The 14,358-nt window shown below is 41.8% G+C and carries 13 protein-coding genes; 8 read left to right on the top strand and 5 right to left on the bottom strand.

The features are described from left to right. Positions 1–3: 3 nt before the first annotated feature. Both F8S12_RS26800 and F8S12_RS26795 read right to left on the bottom strand, forming a co-directional pair. The gene (locus F8S12_RS26800; RefSeq protein WP_196519333.1) at positions 4–1,362 is read right to left on the bottom strand and encodes an APC family permease; all 1,359 of its coding nucleotides are present in this window, start codon (positions 1,360–1,362) and stop codon (positions 4–6) included. Between the two features lie 595 nt (positions 1,363–1,957). Further along, on the bottom strand, positions 1,958–2,386 hold the full coding sequence (locus F8S12_RS26795; RefSeq protein WP_196519332.1) for a hypothetical protein: 429 nt from the start codon (positions 2,384–2,386) through the stop codon (positions 1,958–1,960). A gap of 519 nt (positions 2,387–2,905) precedes the next feature. Between F8S12_RS26795 and F8S12_RS41010 the strand changes: the two genes are divergently transcribed. The 6 genes from F8S12_RS41010 (at position 2,906) to ilvD (ending at position 9,787) form a co-directional block, all read left to right on the top strand. Beyond that, positions 2,906–3,151, top strand: coding sequence for a hypothetical protein (locus tag F8S12_RS41010; RefSeq protein ID WP_230968296.1), 246 nt, complete (start codon positions 2,906–2,908; stop codon positions 3,149–3,151). A 10-nt stretch (positions 3,152–3,161) separates the two neighbouring features. Continuing rightward, a complete protein-coding gene (locus tag F8S12_RS26790) occupies positions 3,162–4,178 on the top strand; it encodes a hypothetical protein (protein WP_196519331.1) in 1,017 nt (338 codons plus the stop codon). A 361-nt stretch (positions 4,179–4,539) separates the two neighbouring features. Beyond that, positions 4,540–5,310, top strand: a complete 771-nt coding sequence (locus F8S12_RS26785; protein ID WP_196519330.1) for a pentapeptide repeat-containing protein — start codon at positions 4,540–4,542, stop codon at positions 5,308–5,310. A 194-nt stretch (positions 5,311–5,504) separates the two neighbouring features. Beyond that, a complete protein-coding gene (locus F8S12_RS26780) occupies positions 5,505–6,137 on the top strand; it encodes a TenA family protein (RefSeq protein WP_196519329.1) in 633 nt (210 codons plus the stop codon). Between the two features lie 577 nt (positions 6,138–6,714). After that, positions 6,715–7,860: a calcium-binding protein gene (locus F8S12_RS42085; RefSeq protein WP_196519328.1), complete on the top strand. Its 1,146-nt coding sequence runs from the start codon at positions 6,715–6,717 to the stop codon at positions 7,858–7,860. A gap of 241 nt (positions 7,861–8,101) precedes the next feature. Further along, positions 8,102–9,787, top strand: a complete 1,686-nt coding sequence (gene ilvD / locus F8S12_RS26770; RefSeq protein WP_196519327.1) for a dihydroxy-acid dehydratase — start codon at positions 8,102–8,104, stop codon at positions 9,785–9,787. A 298-nt stretch (positions 9,788–10,085) separates the two neighbouring features. Here the strand turns inward: ilvD and F8S12_RS26765 are convergent, their stop codons facing one another. After that, the gene (locus tag F8S12_RS26765) at positions 10,086–11,759 is read right to left on the bottom strand and encodes a flavin monoamine oxidase family protein (protein WP_196519326.1); all 1,674 of its coding nucleotides are present in this window, start codon (positions 11,757–11,759) and stop codon (positions 10,086–10,088) included. Positions 11,760–11,848: 89 nt separating this feature from the next. Here F8S12_RS26765 and F8S12_RS26760 point away from each other — a divergent pair, with 89 nt between their 5' ends. Together F8S12_RS26760 and F8S12_RS26755 are read left to right on the top strand one after the other, a co-directional pair. After that, complete coding sequence (locus F8S12_RS26760) at positions 11,849–12,088, top strand: hypothetical protein (protein ID WP_196519325.1); 240 nt, start codon at positions 11,849–11,851, stop codon at positions 12,086–12,088. 91 nt (positions 12,089–12,179) lie between these two features. Continuing rightward, positions 12,180–12,920, top strand: coding sequence for a hypothetical protein (locus F8S12_RS26755; RefSeq protein WP_196519324.1), 741 nt, complete (start codon positions 12,180–12,182; stop codon positions 12,918–12,920). Here the strand turns inward: F8S12_RS26755 and urtE are convergent. Beyond that, on the bottom strand, positions 12,883–13,581 hold the full coding sequence (gene urtE / locus F8S12_RS26750) for an urea ABC transporter ATP-binding subunit UrtE (protein WP_196519323.1): 699 nt from the start codon (positions 13,579–13,581) through the stop codon (positions 12,883–12,885). The two genes, F8S12_RS26755 and urtE, sit on opposite strands and share 38 nt — an antisense overlap. A gap of 77 nt (positions 13,582–13,658) precedes the next feature. Next, entirely contained in the window at positions 13,659–14,135 is a 477-nt protein-coding gene (locus tag F8S12_RS26745) for a hypothetical protein (RefSeq protein WP_196519322.1), read from the bottom strand. Positions 14,136–14,358: the final 223 nt, after the last annotated feature.

The following is a 14,358-nucleotide window of genomic DNA, read 5'->3' as shown; positions in this document are numbered from 1 at the left end:
ATCTCACGTCCTACCTTGGCGGTAGTTATTCCAGAACAACAGGGGGATACCTGCTGCCACAACTAAAACACCTGCAATTGCTCCCACGCCTGTATAAACCAAGCTGGAGTAGAGTAAATAACCGCAGACGGCGCAAAAGAGCAATGGTGTGAAAGGATAAAATGGCACTCGAAATGGGCGGACTATGTTGGGTTCGCGGATTCGCAATACCAGCAGTGATATGCCTGAAAGCAAAAAGAAGAACCAAAAAACAGGGGCGGTGTAATCCACCATTGTTTGAAAGCCTTTGCGGGTGAGCGTGCCTAAAAAAACCAGTGCTAAGGCGATCGCTGCTTGCAACAATAAGGCTTGAGTAGGACTACTAGAATCTTTTTGCCAGCGTCGCATAAAACCAAATACCGAAAAATCCTGTGCCAGGGCGTAATTGGTACGCGCTCCGGTAAAGATTGTGGCGTTGGTTGCTCCCAAAGTAGCGATCGCAATCAGTACACTGATAAACAAGGCTCCCGGTGCGCCCCAAATAGAGCGCATTAAGTCTGCCGCTACTGCTTCTGACTGTGCCATGTTTACTAATCCCAGTCCCCGCAGATAAGCCAGATTGATCAGCAAATAAATGGCGGTGATGATGCCAATACTCCAAATTAGCGATCGGACAATATTACGTCGGCCATCTTGAATTTCTGCGGAGATGTAAGCCGCCTCATTCCAACCGCCGTAAGACAGTAGCACAAACACCATCGCTAGTCCCCACGTTCCTGATGAGGCAGATTCTACAGGGGCGGCAGAATTAGGAATGGCGGTAAGTCCAAGAATTACTACCAGCAACAAACCTAGAACTTTTGCAGCACTCAGCAAGTTTTGCGTCCACTTACCCTGCTGCAAACCAATGATGTTCAAAGCAGTTAAAAGTGCGATCGCCACGGCTGCATAAACAGAAGACGAAAACGTGCCTAGTCGCCATATTTGAGAAACATAATCGCCAAAAACAAATGCCAAAAGAGCAATGGAACCAGTTTGAATCACTGCCATCCGCGCCCAGGCAAATAAAAAGGCGACTCCCCGCCCGAACGCACGTTTCAAATAATAGTACGTACCTCCAACATTAGGATAGACAGTTGCCAACTCTGCATAGCACAGCGCTCCTACCAAAGACACTACACCACCAATTAACCAAAAAAGCAATACACCAATATCACTACCTGCTTGAGCTGCCACTAAAGCCGGGGTTTGAAAAATCCCCGCGCCGATGACAACGCCAACAATAAGAGCCACTGCGTCTGATAATGTCAGCGATGGTTTAGGTGCTGCTACTTCAGTCGATGCTGTCTCCTCAAGCAAACTGTAGTCTTTACGTCTACTCACGTTAGTTCCTTATTAGTGTTGAGTGGGGACTGTTCGCTTTGTTTCATAGTCTTTGCTTCAACAGAGGAATCTTGTATGTACTCAGGATTTTGGAACTTATGATTCAACATGACCTTTTTGATTTGGGGGTCATCAGCCGAATAAGTGGTCTTTCAGGAAGGCTAATTTGAATCACTGTTTTACCTATACCTCAATAGTTAAAAATAAATGTGACGAGAAAGTGACAGTCACCAGTGATATGTTTTCAAACCGTAATATTCATCTCGTTAACTTTACTACAGCGATCGCCCCAAATTTTTTTGCTAGACAACATTTAGAAGTATTTATATTGTTAGCTTGTCTTAATTCTTTCAATAAGATATAAAATCTGACTCAGTAAAACGTCTCCCATCGGTGGGGTTTTTAGTAACCTAGAGAATGATTGACTAATCACGGGTAATCATGCTTTCTTTCATCAAGCAGCTAGAGAGGGCGATCGCCCAAGAGTTTTAGATATAAATAATACATCCGTCTTTTTACTCAACTGCACAAAATCAAATTGATGAGACAAGGAACTTAACCCCCTTCTTCTATGCACCCTTGCAGGTAATCGGTATTAGTATCTACTACTGGGAAAAAGTAGAATGTCTATTACTTCACCCACTATCAAACCCAATATCGCTAGGACTGTTAAAATCCAAAATGAATCTAGTTTATTATAACCAGAAAAGCGCATTTCCAAATCAGCTAAGAGCGTAGTTGCTAAGGGTATAAGAAATAACTTGAATAATATTGACCAAGTTGCTACTAAAGCAATTGATATACTTAAAAATAATATTACAACTAAGGTTTTAGAGCCAAATTCAACTAAACGCTCTAACCAAGAAATACTCTTCCGCACTACAGCTATGACCATAGCCGCGACAAAAGCTCCCACCAACCAAATAATATGATTAGCGGCAAGATACCATCCCAGCAGAGTGTAAGCCAGCCAAAGTAATATTAAAGGCATCAAAGGAATCCTGTTAAAAAATTCCACATTCATAGTACAAAGGCTTGTACAACTACCAGGTTAATATCTTGATTGTAGTAAGAAATGATTACTACTCTAACTTGTATACTTACCAAGTTTACTCAGGATATTCCTATATCTACAGGGTAAATTTTAAAACATAATTGACTTAAATATTGGGCATTTTCTTGAGATATTTAGGTTTCTTTGTGCTGAGTTACCTACATAGGACTTACGCAAAACCACACCCTGTCGGGGCAATACCCTGCGGGAAGGCGCTTCTCTACGTTCGCGCAGCCTGTCGTAGACAGACGCTCCGCGTAGCTTGCTTCTCGGTACGAGTATGCGTCTACATGAATTTCCCCTAGCTGAAAATCATTCTTTTCGGCTATTGTTTGCATAAGTCCTGAGATGCTGCCAAGGAATATCTACATCTTGTGCTTGGCATCAAATTCACAGATTTGAATAAAACTTCTACATAAACACACACTGATGCAGTTTCATTTGCTTGAATAGCTATATTGATATGACAGCAATTCAAAATTCCTGATTATGGCAAGTAAACTCATTGATGTTAGGGAATATATTGTCAAGGCGCACAAAAGACAGATTCACACTCGTGTTTTCAACTTTGTCTGTAAAGAGTGCAACGAAGCTACGAAACGCGAGACTTTCGGGCCTCGACCATTATATTGTGAGAGATGTCGCCCTCCCCAAGCGTCTAAGAAATCCCAGAGGACATCTCACAAAGCAAAACCCAGAGCAATGTCTTATAAAAGTGATATGAATTTAAATTAATTGCAGCCTTATGACTCCCAAAGAACAATTACAACCACCTCCGGGTACCTTTCTCACGCCATTGTTGGAACTACGAGACTATTATGCTCGCCTCACAGAAGAGTACGAACGCCTATTTGTGCAAGCGCGATCGCAGCTTGATCATGTAGAAGCGTTGTTGTCTAACTGGTCTTTTTCAAATGTCAATACGGCGGCTGATGAAAACCCAAATGCTTCCCAGGAAGGCTCTCTGGCGTTTTTATCACCCCATGACCAAATTTCCCAAATCAACTTGGTCAAGTCTGTACAGTCAGAATTCATCAACTCAAACAACGTTGAGATAGATAATTCTTTTTCTGCTGCTGTTGATACAAAAGAGACTCAAACTCCAACTACATTTCCAGATATAGAGAGATTCCCAGAGAACAACAATAGTTCAACGAAGGTGGCAGAAATCCAAATGCTACCCCAATATCAAGCTCTTTCTCGAATGGAAGCCATAAAACAGCTATTGCAAGAGCAGATAGGCACTGTGTGTCATATTGATTTCATTGTGCGATCGCTTTATGGAGAATTAGATTCCAGTCTATTCAGGGTAGTTAAAGGTAGGGTTCAATCTTCCCTTACCCAAGGCAGAGAAAGCAATTACTGGGTAACTATTCCCGAAGAGCCAGGTTGTTATACTCTGGATTTAAGTTTGGTAACTAATAGCAATGGTGCTTCTAAGAGGATCAGAGCCAAAAGCAAGAAACCTTTTGTACCTCCAAAGCCAAAAACAGTACCGATGCTCAAATCCTTTGAGGGTCAATTCTTGATTGATGCCCTCACCTCTCTTTTAGAACAAAATCCCGGTAGAGTTTTTAGCGTCGCTGAAGTAATCGCCGGAATTTACGGTGAGCTAGATTCTGAGCAACTTAGAGAAATCAAAAATAAGGTACTGAATGAATTATCTAGAGGCCATCGCACAGGAAGATTTTCTAGGGTTCCTGACCAAATCGGCTTCTACACCTGGGACTCCAATATCAGATTGGAGGGTAGTTCTCGCTAAATTGGGTGTTGTGTAAGTAGTCTTACACAATGTCATTGCGCTAGGCGCAGCCATGCCAAAGGGCTTTATAGAGCGTTCGCGGTAGCGTCTGGTAGAGAAGTGCAATGTCGGCGCACCCTCTTGTAGAAAAGAGTAGCAATCCCAATACTTGCGATTGCAACTCTTAGAGACGCTCCGCGGAGGTTGCTTCTGAAAGCCAGATATAAAGCCTGTTTTACTTCTGAATTCTGACTTCTGAATTCTGCTGTAGGTGATATCGGCAACTACAGAGGGCAAACTGTTCAGATTGCTCATATCATAAGCTGAGATATAAATCAGTCTCAGATCATGTCTAATATTGAGTAAGAAATATTACGCAAATATGAAGATCCACATCCTAGCCACAGCCGCATTTTTAACCACAATCAGCTTGACAACAACCGTACAAGCCGCAAATTCTGAACACGTTAGACAGTTATTGGCAACTAAACAATGTCAAAACTGTGATTTGACGGGTGCAGGTTTAGTAATGGCTGATTTATCTGGAGCCAATTTGAGCGGTGCTAATCTCACAAGTGCAAACCTCAGTCGGGCAAACTTGAGCGGTGCAGATTTGCGGGGTGCAAACTTGAGCGGTGCTAGTTTATTTGGTGTTAACCTGAGCGAGACTAAGTTTAGTGGCGCAAATTTGGCGGGTGCTGATTTGAGAAATACGTATCTAACAAATGCAGAATTAACTGGTGCTTACCTAAATGGTACTAACTTTCAAGGTGCAATTGGTATACCATCACAAATTGCTTCACCAGAGGATTTCTATGCTTGGGGTGTAGCAGAAGCCCAAAAAGGCAACCAACAGCAAGCAATTAGTTATTTTAATCAAGCGATCGCTATTCAACCAGAATATGCAGGTGCTTACTTAGCTCGTGGTGTCGCCCGCTACCAAATGTTAGATAGAAAAAGTGCGTTTCAAGATGCCCAAGTTGCTGAAAAATTGTTTACATCCCAAAACAACAACCCTGGAACGCAAACAGCCCAGGCTTTTATTCAAGAACTACAAACACCCGTAAATGAGAAAGTAAGCACTGGTAACCCTAGTTTCTTTGACTTTTTAGGAAGTCTTGGCTCAGTCTTACTCCAGTTTCTACCTTTTTAAGTGCTGAGTTCTGACGGGAGAGTTGAAAGAACAGGAAGGATAATAACTAATGACTAATGACTAAAAATTAAGGCGTTGCTGAATCAAGGGATGAAATGTTATGTATTGAAATCTAAAACTCCTTATTCTCTCTGCGTCTGGGCGCCTCTGTGTGATAAAAATCATCCCACAACTATGCAACGTCAAAATTAATAATGAGTTTATCCAACGAATTGTGGACAGCAAATCAAGATTTAGCTAAAGCTTGCTTAGATCATCCTTTCGTTCAAGGCATTGGCGATGGTAGTCTTGAGCAAGTGAAATTTGCATACTACGTAGGGCAGGATGCTTTTTTCTTAGAAGCTTTTGCCCGTGCGTACAGTATCGCCGCAGCTAAAGCACCAGACTGGTTAGGTTTCACTACATTTCATAACTTAGCTAGTGGAGTTTTAGAAGAACTGCGACTGCATAGTGGCTATGCTTCCCAGTGGGGAGTCAATTTGCATTCTGTGGAACCTGGTTCTGCTACCCGCCGCTACACTGACTTTTTGTTAGCAACTGCTTGGGCTGGAGATGTCGGTTTAACAGCTGCGGCGATGTCTCCCTGTATGCGTCTCTATGCCTTTTTGGGAGAACAGTTAGCTCATAATGGCATTCCTAATCATCAATATGCAGACTGGATTCGTACTTACAGCAGCGCAGACTTTCAACCATTGGCACAACAATTAGAAAATTTGGTTGACAATTATGCTACTACCAATTCTGGAGTGTATTCAACCTACCGTTATGCGATGTTTTGTGAACGTGACTTTTTTCAGGCTGCGTGGATTTTAGAGCAGTTTGCTTAATATAGCAATCCTATTTGAGTTGTGAAAACGATCGCACCGCCCATACATCAGAAAATCAGATAATACAATCGCAATACAAGCGATGATGGCACCCAAGGAAAAAAGATGTCAGAGAATTTGAGAAGCCAAATTGTCACCCAAGGAGTGCAGCGATCGCCTAATCGAGCTATGTCTGCGGGCAGTTTGACAGCCGCACACACTTTAGTGTTAAAAAATTAATGACCATGATGCCCTATTTGGTATATTTGATTTTCTTTGATATTTGTGATGCAGAATACAATAAAAATCTTTAAAAAAGGGTATAGTTGGGTGTGCATTCAAATGTGCATTCAAAGTTTAATTATTCCTTTATTAGCCTAATACTGGAAGTAGTAAAAATATAACCCACAAGAATACAACATGATTATTGACACTGTTTTGATGTCAATATCATGGTGCTTCTCAAATCTTCAGAATTGACAGCAAAGACCTCCTTAAATCAGGTCTACTTCAGATGTGTGTTCATTTTCCACCTCGTTTCTTCATCATGAAGAAACGCGGTAATTCTTTTACCCTCTAACTTAAGGAGAAATTCATCATGGCAATCATTAACGGTAGTGATTTTAATGACAATAATACCATCAACGGTATCCCACCTATCTTGCGCCCTGCCCTAAATGGGGGTGCTGCCAGCGATATCGTGAATGGCAATGACGGCGACGATATTCTGAACGGCAATGGCGGTAACGATACCCTCAATGGGGGTGTCGGCAACGATATCCTCAATGGGGGTGTCGGCAGCGATACCCTCAATGGGAATGCTGGCAACGATATCCTCAATGGGAATGCTGGCAGCGATACCCTCAATGGGAATGCTGGCAACGATATCCTCAATGGGAATGCTGGTAACGATATCCTCAATGGGGGTGTCGGCAGCGATACCATCACAGGCAGTCAGAGTAACGACAGCATTGATGGTGGAGATGGCATTGATACCGCAGACTATAGTCAACTAGGTCAAAGGATTACCTTGTCAGGTGTTGGAACCGTTACCAAAGCTGCCGCATTTGGGCAAGACCAACTCTTTCAAGTAGAAAGGATTGTTGCTGATGCTAGTGTTGCCAACAACACCATAGATGCATCCCAATCTTTGCCAGGAGTATCTATCAGTTATAACCTGCAAACCCAAAGTTTGGTTTCCAATAACGTTCCTGGTTTTGGAACATTGTCATTTACTGCGGTCAACTTTGATAATGTCATCGGCACAAATGCAAATGACAGTATTGTTGGCGATGCCCAAAATAACCAATTATCTGGTAATGATGGCAACGATACCATTAACGGTGGATTGGGTAACGATACCATTAACGGTGGTAGCGGGAACGATCGCCTCATTGGCAATAGAGGAACCGATCGCCTCGCTGGAGGATTGGGTAACGATATTTTTGATTTCAACTCAGTTTTAGACAGTCAACCTGCTGCTTTACGAGATATTATCACTGACTTCGCTGGAAACGGTAACTTGGCAGGTGACCAAATCGATCTATCTACTATTGATGCTAACCCCTTTTTAGCGGGCAACCAAGCTTTCAGTTTCATTGGGGCCGGCGCATTCTCCGCAGTCGGTCAAGTCCGATATTTAGAAGGTTTTCTTCAAGCTAACACAGATTTCGATTTTGCCGTGGATTTTGCGATTCAGCTCGCAGGAGCGCCAGGACTGGTGGCAAGCGACATTATCGTTTAATAAATAATCGAAATAGTCGAGGTCTAATATCAAGTTAGATTAATCCCGTTAGAACCCCACTAAAGCTATGCTTTTGCACCCCTCCCCACCTCCGGAAGGGGTGTTTTTATGATGGCAATAGCTAAACGTTGAACTATAGAAAATTACCAATGCTTGCTCATGCTCGATCGCACCGCGTAGATATGAGAAAATCAGGTAATACAATCGCAATACAAGCGATGATGGCACCCAAGGAAAAAAGATGTCGGAAAATTTGAGAAGCCAAACCGTAACACAAGGGGCACAGCGATCGCCTAATCGAGCTATGCTACGGGCAGTTGGTTTTAAAGATGAAGATTTCAATAAAGCTATTGTAGGCATTGCCAATGGCTATAGTACGATCACTCCCTGTAATATGGGGATAAATGTACTGGCACAAAGAGCAGAAGTTAGTATTAAATCCGCCGGGGCAATGCCGCAACTATTCGGCACGATTACCATTAGCGATGGGATTTCGATGGGAACTGAAGGAATGAAATATTCCTTAGTGTCGCGGGAAGTCATTGCCGATTCCATTGAAACTGCCTGTACTGGACAAAGTATGGATGGTGTGCTAGCTATTGGCGGTTGTGATAAAAATATGCCAGGGGCAATGCTGGCGATCGCTCGGATGAATATCCCGGCAATATTCGTTTATGGTGGCACAATTAAACCCGGTCACTACAACGGACGCGACTTAACTGTTGTCAGTTCTTTTGAAGCTGTTGGCCAATACAGTGCCGGGAAAATTGACGAAAAGGAATTATTAGAAGTTGAAAGTCGGGCTTGTCCGGGTGCGGGTTCTTGTGGTGGAATGTTCACAGCTAACACCATGTCTTCAGCATTTGAAGCCCTGGGGATGAGTTTACCCTATTCTTCGACAATGGCAGCCGAAGATGCTGAAAAAGCCGACAGTACAGAAAAATCAGCGTTTGTTTTAGTCGAAGCAATTCGCAAACAAATTTTGCCCCGCCAAATCATCACGCGCAAATCTATAGAGAATGCTATTTCTGTGGTAATGGCGGTGGGTGGTTCCACAAATGCAGTATTGCATTTTTTGGCGATCGCTCGTGCTGCTGATGTAGAGTTGACTTTGGACGACTTTGAAACTATCCGCGCCCGTGTCCCTGTCTTGTGTGATTTGAAACCAAGTGGTAAATATGTAGCTACCGACTTACACAAAGCTGGCGGTATTCCGCAAGTAATGAAGATGCTGCTTGTGCATGATTTACTATATCCAGACAGCATTACTATCACTGGTCAAACCATTGCAGAGATATTAGCAGACATACCAGAAGAACCGTCTACCAACCAAGATGTTATCCGTCCTTGGAATAACCCGATGTATGCCCAAGGACACTTAGCTATTCTCAGAGGGAATCTCGCAACAGAAGGGGCTGTAGCGAAAATTACCGGAGTCAAAAAGCCAGTAATTACCGGGCCAGCACGGGTATTTGAATCGGAAGAAGCCTCTTTAGATGCTATTTTGGCGGGTAAGATTCAGCCAGGTGATATTCTGGTCATCCGCTATGAAGGGCCTAAGGGTGGCCCTGGAATGCGAGAAATGTTGGCTCCCACCTCGGCAATTATCGGCGCTGGGTTAGGTGATACCGTGGGATTAATTACTGACGGGCGGTTTTCTGGCGGTACTTACGGGATGGTAGTTGGTCATGTTGCGCCAGAAGCGGCAGTTGGGGGTGCGATCGCTCTTGTACAAGAAGGTGATAGTATTACCATTGACGCACCCGCTCGCCTATTGCAGTTAAATGTATCTGAGGAAGAATTAGCTCGTCGTCGTGCAAATTGGCAACCTCCCGCACCACGTTACACTAAGGGCGTGTTGGCGAAATATGCCAAGTTGGTGTCTTCTAGCAGTATTGGTGCTGTGACAGATTTGGATTTGTTTTAAGAAAAAGTTCTTGATTGTGTATAAGAGGCTCTGACTTGGAGATTCAGGAGCCAGAAGTGATAATATCCTGGCTTCTGGCTTCTAACTCATTTGAAAATCGAGCGTTGGTGAATCAAGAGATGAATGTCTCACGCAAAGGCAAGGCAGCGCGTTGCGGGGGTGGAGGAGTTTGTAGCGACTGCCGCGCAAAGACGCAAAGGAAAATCAATAAAATCATTCCGTATTTATGCAACGCCGAAAATTGCTATATCTCACACGGAGGCTGATTCATACTTTCACTCAGCAACGCCGCACTTTACTATTTGGTTAAGTCGTTAGAAAAACGCTGCTGCCTTGGAATTTTGCGATAGTGATGTAGTTGATTGGTAGTAATTGGCTGTTGCTGTTGAGTAGCGGTATCTGGCCAACCTAAATCTTTGAGGATTCTTCGGGCTGCAACTTCACCTGTTCTACAACCGCCTTCCATATATCCTTGGTAGGATAAAGAGCAGTGTTCGCCAGCAAAAAATAGATTGCCTACACGTTTTTGTTCAGATCCAGCTATGCTTGTCCATTGTCCGACTAAATAGCAAGCATAGGAGCCTCTTGTGTACTGTTCTCCAGGCCAATAGGCACGAATGGCTTGACCTTGACGCAGCTTTTGAATTCCGGGGAAAATCCTATCTAATTGTGGTAAAAATATTTGGGCTTGAGATTCTGCTGAACCTTTGCCTAAAGATAAACCATGTTCACCACCAGTAAAGTTATTAATTAGACCTTTGACGCCTTTTTGGTAGCGACTTTGTTCCCAGGTACTTTGAAAGCCTAAATCAGTAAATGTTGATCCTGTTGAATTATATTGAGTGCGCCACAATCTTTGTTGATAGGCTGTAATTAATTTGGTATTTGTACCATATCCTAGTTCTGCGATCGCTTTCTTTTTAAATGCTGGTAAATTCACATCCAGCTTCACTAAACGCAAGGTGCTAAAGGGCAATGTCAGCAAGATTCTTTCATAGGTGCGATCGAATTTTTTATAACCAGACCGTAAGCTAACTCTATAGCGACCATCAGGACGAATACAGATAGCTTCTAATTCTGTCTCAGGTTCTATAACATTTGCTAAGGAATTCGCTAACAAGCGGGGTACTTGGTCATTACCACCGCGAATAGTATAACGTTCATCGCTTTCGCCGTAAACTGAGAATATATCAGTGTTAGTACCAATCAAAAACACTAGATTCAAACAAGATTGTTCTGCTGCTTCTCGTCCATATTCGGTAGTATAAGAAAGCTTCAACATTTCTTGCAGAATGGGATTAATTTTTGCTTGCTTTAAATATTCTGCAAGGGAGGTATTATCTAAAGCGAAAGCTGCCTGATTGTAAGAGCGATAAGTTACATCTCCATCGCCAATAGAAACTAAATCCTCCTCAATTTTATTTGCTAAAGGAATGAAGTAATTAATAATTTCTAGTTCGGGAATTTTGCGTCCTTGAAAGTACCATGTTTCTGGAACTAATCCCTTATCAGTAGCGAGTACATCGACTATTGTTAAACCAAGTTCTTGAGCAAGCGATCGCAACTTCGTATGATCTGTATCAATAAATTCTCCACCTAGTTCCACAGTCACGCCAGTACCCGCAGCATTGGCTAAACTCCGCATCCGACCACCAACGCGATTCCTCGCCTCAATGATGTCTACAGGAACCCCAGCTTGACGTAAGCGGTAGGCAGCAGTCAAGCCAGCAATCCCTGCACCCACTACAAGCACCTTGGGAATCGTGGCAAAAGCCGTAGAATCACGTCCATTATGCCAGGTAGCTGTAGCTAATCCGCTTGCTAATCCCAAACCTCCATAAAGTAAGCGGCGACGAGTGGTTCTTTGTTTTAAAATGTCAACTACCTCATCCGTGGGAATGCCAGTTTTGATCGATGCCCTCGCAATTTTATAAGCGCGTTGCAAAGATACCATTAGTGCAGACCTAGCCATTTAACGCACCTCTATTGTTGCTAATTTTCAAATAATATTAATTATTGCAGGTTTAGATCACTTTTTTGATGAAGTAATTAAATTAACATATGAAAACTAATCAAATTCTTCCTGGAAGTTTTGGTTTACCTATATTAGGTGAAACACTTTCCTTTGTTTTTGACCGCGATTTTTATAAAAAGCGCTACCGCCAGTACGGGCCTATGTTCAAAACTCATCTTATTGATAAATCTACTGTAGTGATGGCAAGGACGGAAGCGTTAGAGTTCATTTTATCCAGCCACATATTGTTGCTGCACACCTTCTATGCAGCTATCATTGGGAGATAATGCCCAATCAAAGTTTAGAAGTAGTTATGGTTCCCACGAATCGCCCCAAAGATGGGTTGCGAGTTCGATTTCAGCCCCAGTAAAATGTTTTATGGCACCTCAAATAGACATACATTTGCCTAACGAAGTTTTGCAACGCTTGCAAAATGCGAAAGATTTTGTGGACGAAAGTGTTAACTCTGTAACTAATTCAGTACAACAAGTTGGGGAGTCTTTGAAGGCAACAGCAAGTACAACGACCGATAAGGCAATTGATACAGTTACGACAAGCTTAGAACAAAGTTTGCAAACGGCCGAACAATTTAAGAGTACAACATCGGAAGTTGTAAAAACAGCAATTACTTCTTCTGTGAGCGATTGGCTGACACAACATCCGGTATTTTTTAAGTTAGTTCAAATACTAGGTTTGGCAGCTAATCACCCAATTATCAGTTTAGTGATTCTGCTGTTTGCACTTACTCTACTATGGAGCATCATTAAAGCAATTGTCCGCTTAATTGAAACAGCTAGTTGGTCAATACTCCAAGTTCCAATAAAATTACTTCAGACTTTAGTTAAAGTTAGCTTTTTATCTTTAACTAAAGTTGGCAATTTTGCTTTTCAACAAATGACGGTAGCTCAAACAATCGATAACCTGCCAATTTTGTTACCTGAAAACTTTCAAATAAATAAACAACAACGATTGACAGAAATTTCTAGTCGTTTAGAAGCAATTCAAAAGGAACAGCATAAACTTTTACAAGAAGCAGCAGACTTGATTGCTTCTGACACAATTGATATAGAAATCTCAAAAATTAAACAGCTAAAAAGCGTTGAATCACATCTTGGCTGAGTTCGGCGGTGGAACCGGAAGCGACAATACCGCCTTTTTGCATAGCGTAATAGTAATCGGCTTGACGGACAAAGTGCAAGTGTTGCTCTACCAATAAAACAGAAACACCTGTAGTTTCCACGATGCGACGGACTGCGGCTTCAATTTCCAGGATAATTGAGGGTTGAATACCTTCAGTGGGTTCATCTAAGACGAGTAATTGGGGTTGTCCCATTAAAGCACGTGCGATCGCTAATTGTTGTTGCTGTCCTCCACTCAAATCGCCACCCATCCGCGCAAGCATGGTTTTCAATACCGGGAATAAGCTAAAAACTTCTTCTGGAATTTCTGCTTTTTTTACTGGTTTGCGTCTAGCTTCTAACCCCAGCAGCAGATTTTCTTTTACTGTCAAACGAGGGATAATCTCTCGTCCTTGAGGGACATAACCAATGCCCAACTTTGCCCTTTTATCAGGAGATTTAGAGTTGATTAATTCTCCGTCTAAGTTAATTGTGCCACTGCGGGGTTTGAGTAATCCCATAATGGTTTTGAGTAGGGTTGTTTTACCTACACCATTGCGTCCAATTAGGCAAACCATTTGCCCAGATGGTACGCTTAAATCTACATTGCGGAGAATGTGGCTTTCGCCGTAGTAAACATTAAGATTAGAGATTTTTAGCATTAGTTCACGCAGAGGCACAGAAAGGAAAAATTGAGTTTTTATAGTTTTGTAGAAGGCTGTAATCTGAACTTCAAATATCAATCATTTAAACTATCAACTAAAGTCATACTAGAATGAAACATATGCAACTCTAAACCATGAGATACTGCTTCATTCCATATTTCTTCACTTGTATCTACTTTGTAAAATGGCAAATTACTTTTCCAAGGGTATAAAGTCTCAGTTGTTTTCAAACACATTTCTCTCATAATAAGGCTATTTGGAGGTAAATAACTAACTCTAAATATAAGTCTTCCTATCTGAATACTTACCATAAAGAATGAGTCAGTCAATTCTTTTGCTTGAGTTAAAGAAATGTTTTTAAATCTAACTGGAATAAGTTTATTTACTCTATAAGTACTAACAAAATTTAGAGTATATGATTCAGAATATGCCACTTCAACTGTTACTCCGTTTGGAATACAGCCTTCCTTAATATTTTTATATTGATTTAGTGAAAAAACTTGATGATATGTAGTCTTATTGATCAGTAATAGCGAGGTTTTTAGCAGCAATTCTCATTTTGAAAACAAAAGAAGATAAAGTCCTCTTGTTTACATAGAGAACTTCTGTCTAATTATGATTTATTTGAAAGATAATCATAATAATTAACTGAAGAGAAACAATTTTAAAAATCTGCCCATGAAAAAATAGATTTCAACTTATAAATATAGCTGAAATTCCGACCTACTTTGTAAATTCTCTTAATTAATAATCTTTACCTCCTCTCAAAAATTT

Source organism: Nostoc sp. WHI (genome assembly GCF_015714725.1).
Classification (GTDB): Bacteria; Cyanobacteriota; Cyanobacteriia; order Cyanobacteriales; family Nostocaceae; genus Nostoc.
Note: the sequence above shows the minus strand (reverse complement) of the source record. Positions and strands in the feature narration are given on the sequence as shown.

What these genes read in the sequence shown, in the direction of transcription:
- ilvD (WP_196519327.1), top strand. Translation starts at nt 8,102, where the DNA reads ATGTCGGAAAATTTGAGAAGCCAAACCGTAACACAAGGGGCACAGCGA.
- F8S12_RS26790 (WP_196519331.1), top strand. Translation starts at nt 3,162, where the DNA reads ATGACTCCCAAAGAACAATTACAACCACCTCCGGGTACCTTTCTCACG.
- F8S12_RS26760 (WP_196519325.1), top strand. Translation starts at nt 11,849, where the DNA reads ATGAAAACTAATCAAATTCTTCCTGGAAGTTTTGGTTTACCTATATTA.
- F8S12_RS41010 (WP_230968296.1), top strand. Translation starts at nt 2,906, where the DNA reads ATGGCAAGTAAACTCATTGATGTTAGGGAATATATTGTCAAGGCGCAC.
- F8S12_RS26765 (WP_196519326.1), bottom strand. Translation starts at nt 11,759, where the DNA reads ATGGCTAGGTCTGCACTAATGGTATCTTTGCAACGCGCTTATAAAATT.
- F8S12_RS26780 (WP_196519329.1), top strand. Translation starts at nt 5,505, where the DNA reads ATGAGTTTATCCAACGAATTGTGGACAGCAAATCAAGATTTAGCTAAA.
- F8S12_RS42085 (WP_196519328.1), top strand. Translation starts at nt 6,715, where the DNA reads ATGGCAATCATTAACGGTAGTGATTTTAATGACAATAATACCATCAAC.
- urtE (WP_196519323.1), bottom strand. Translation starts at nt 13,581, where the DNA reads ATGCTAAAAATCTCTAATCTTAATGTTTACTACGGCGAAAGCCACATT.
- F8S12_RS26795 (WP_196519332.1), bottom strand. Translation starts at nt 2,386, where the DNA reads ATGAATGTGGAATTTTTTAACAGGATTCCTTTGATGCCTTTAATATTA.
- F8S12_RS26785 (WP_196519330.1), top strand. Translation starts at nt 4,540, where the DNA reads ATGAAGATCCACATCCTAGCCACAGCCGCATTTTTAACCACAATCAGC.
- F8S12_RS26755 (WP_196519324.1), top strand. Translation starts at nt 12,180, where the DNA reads ATGGCACCTCAAATAGACATACATTTGCCTAACGAAGTTTTGCAACGC.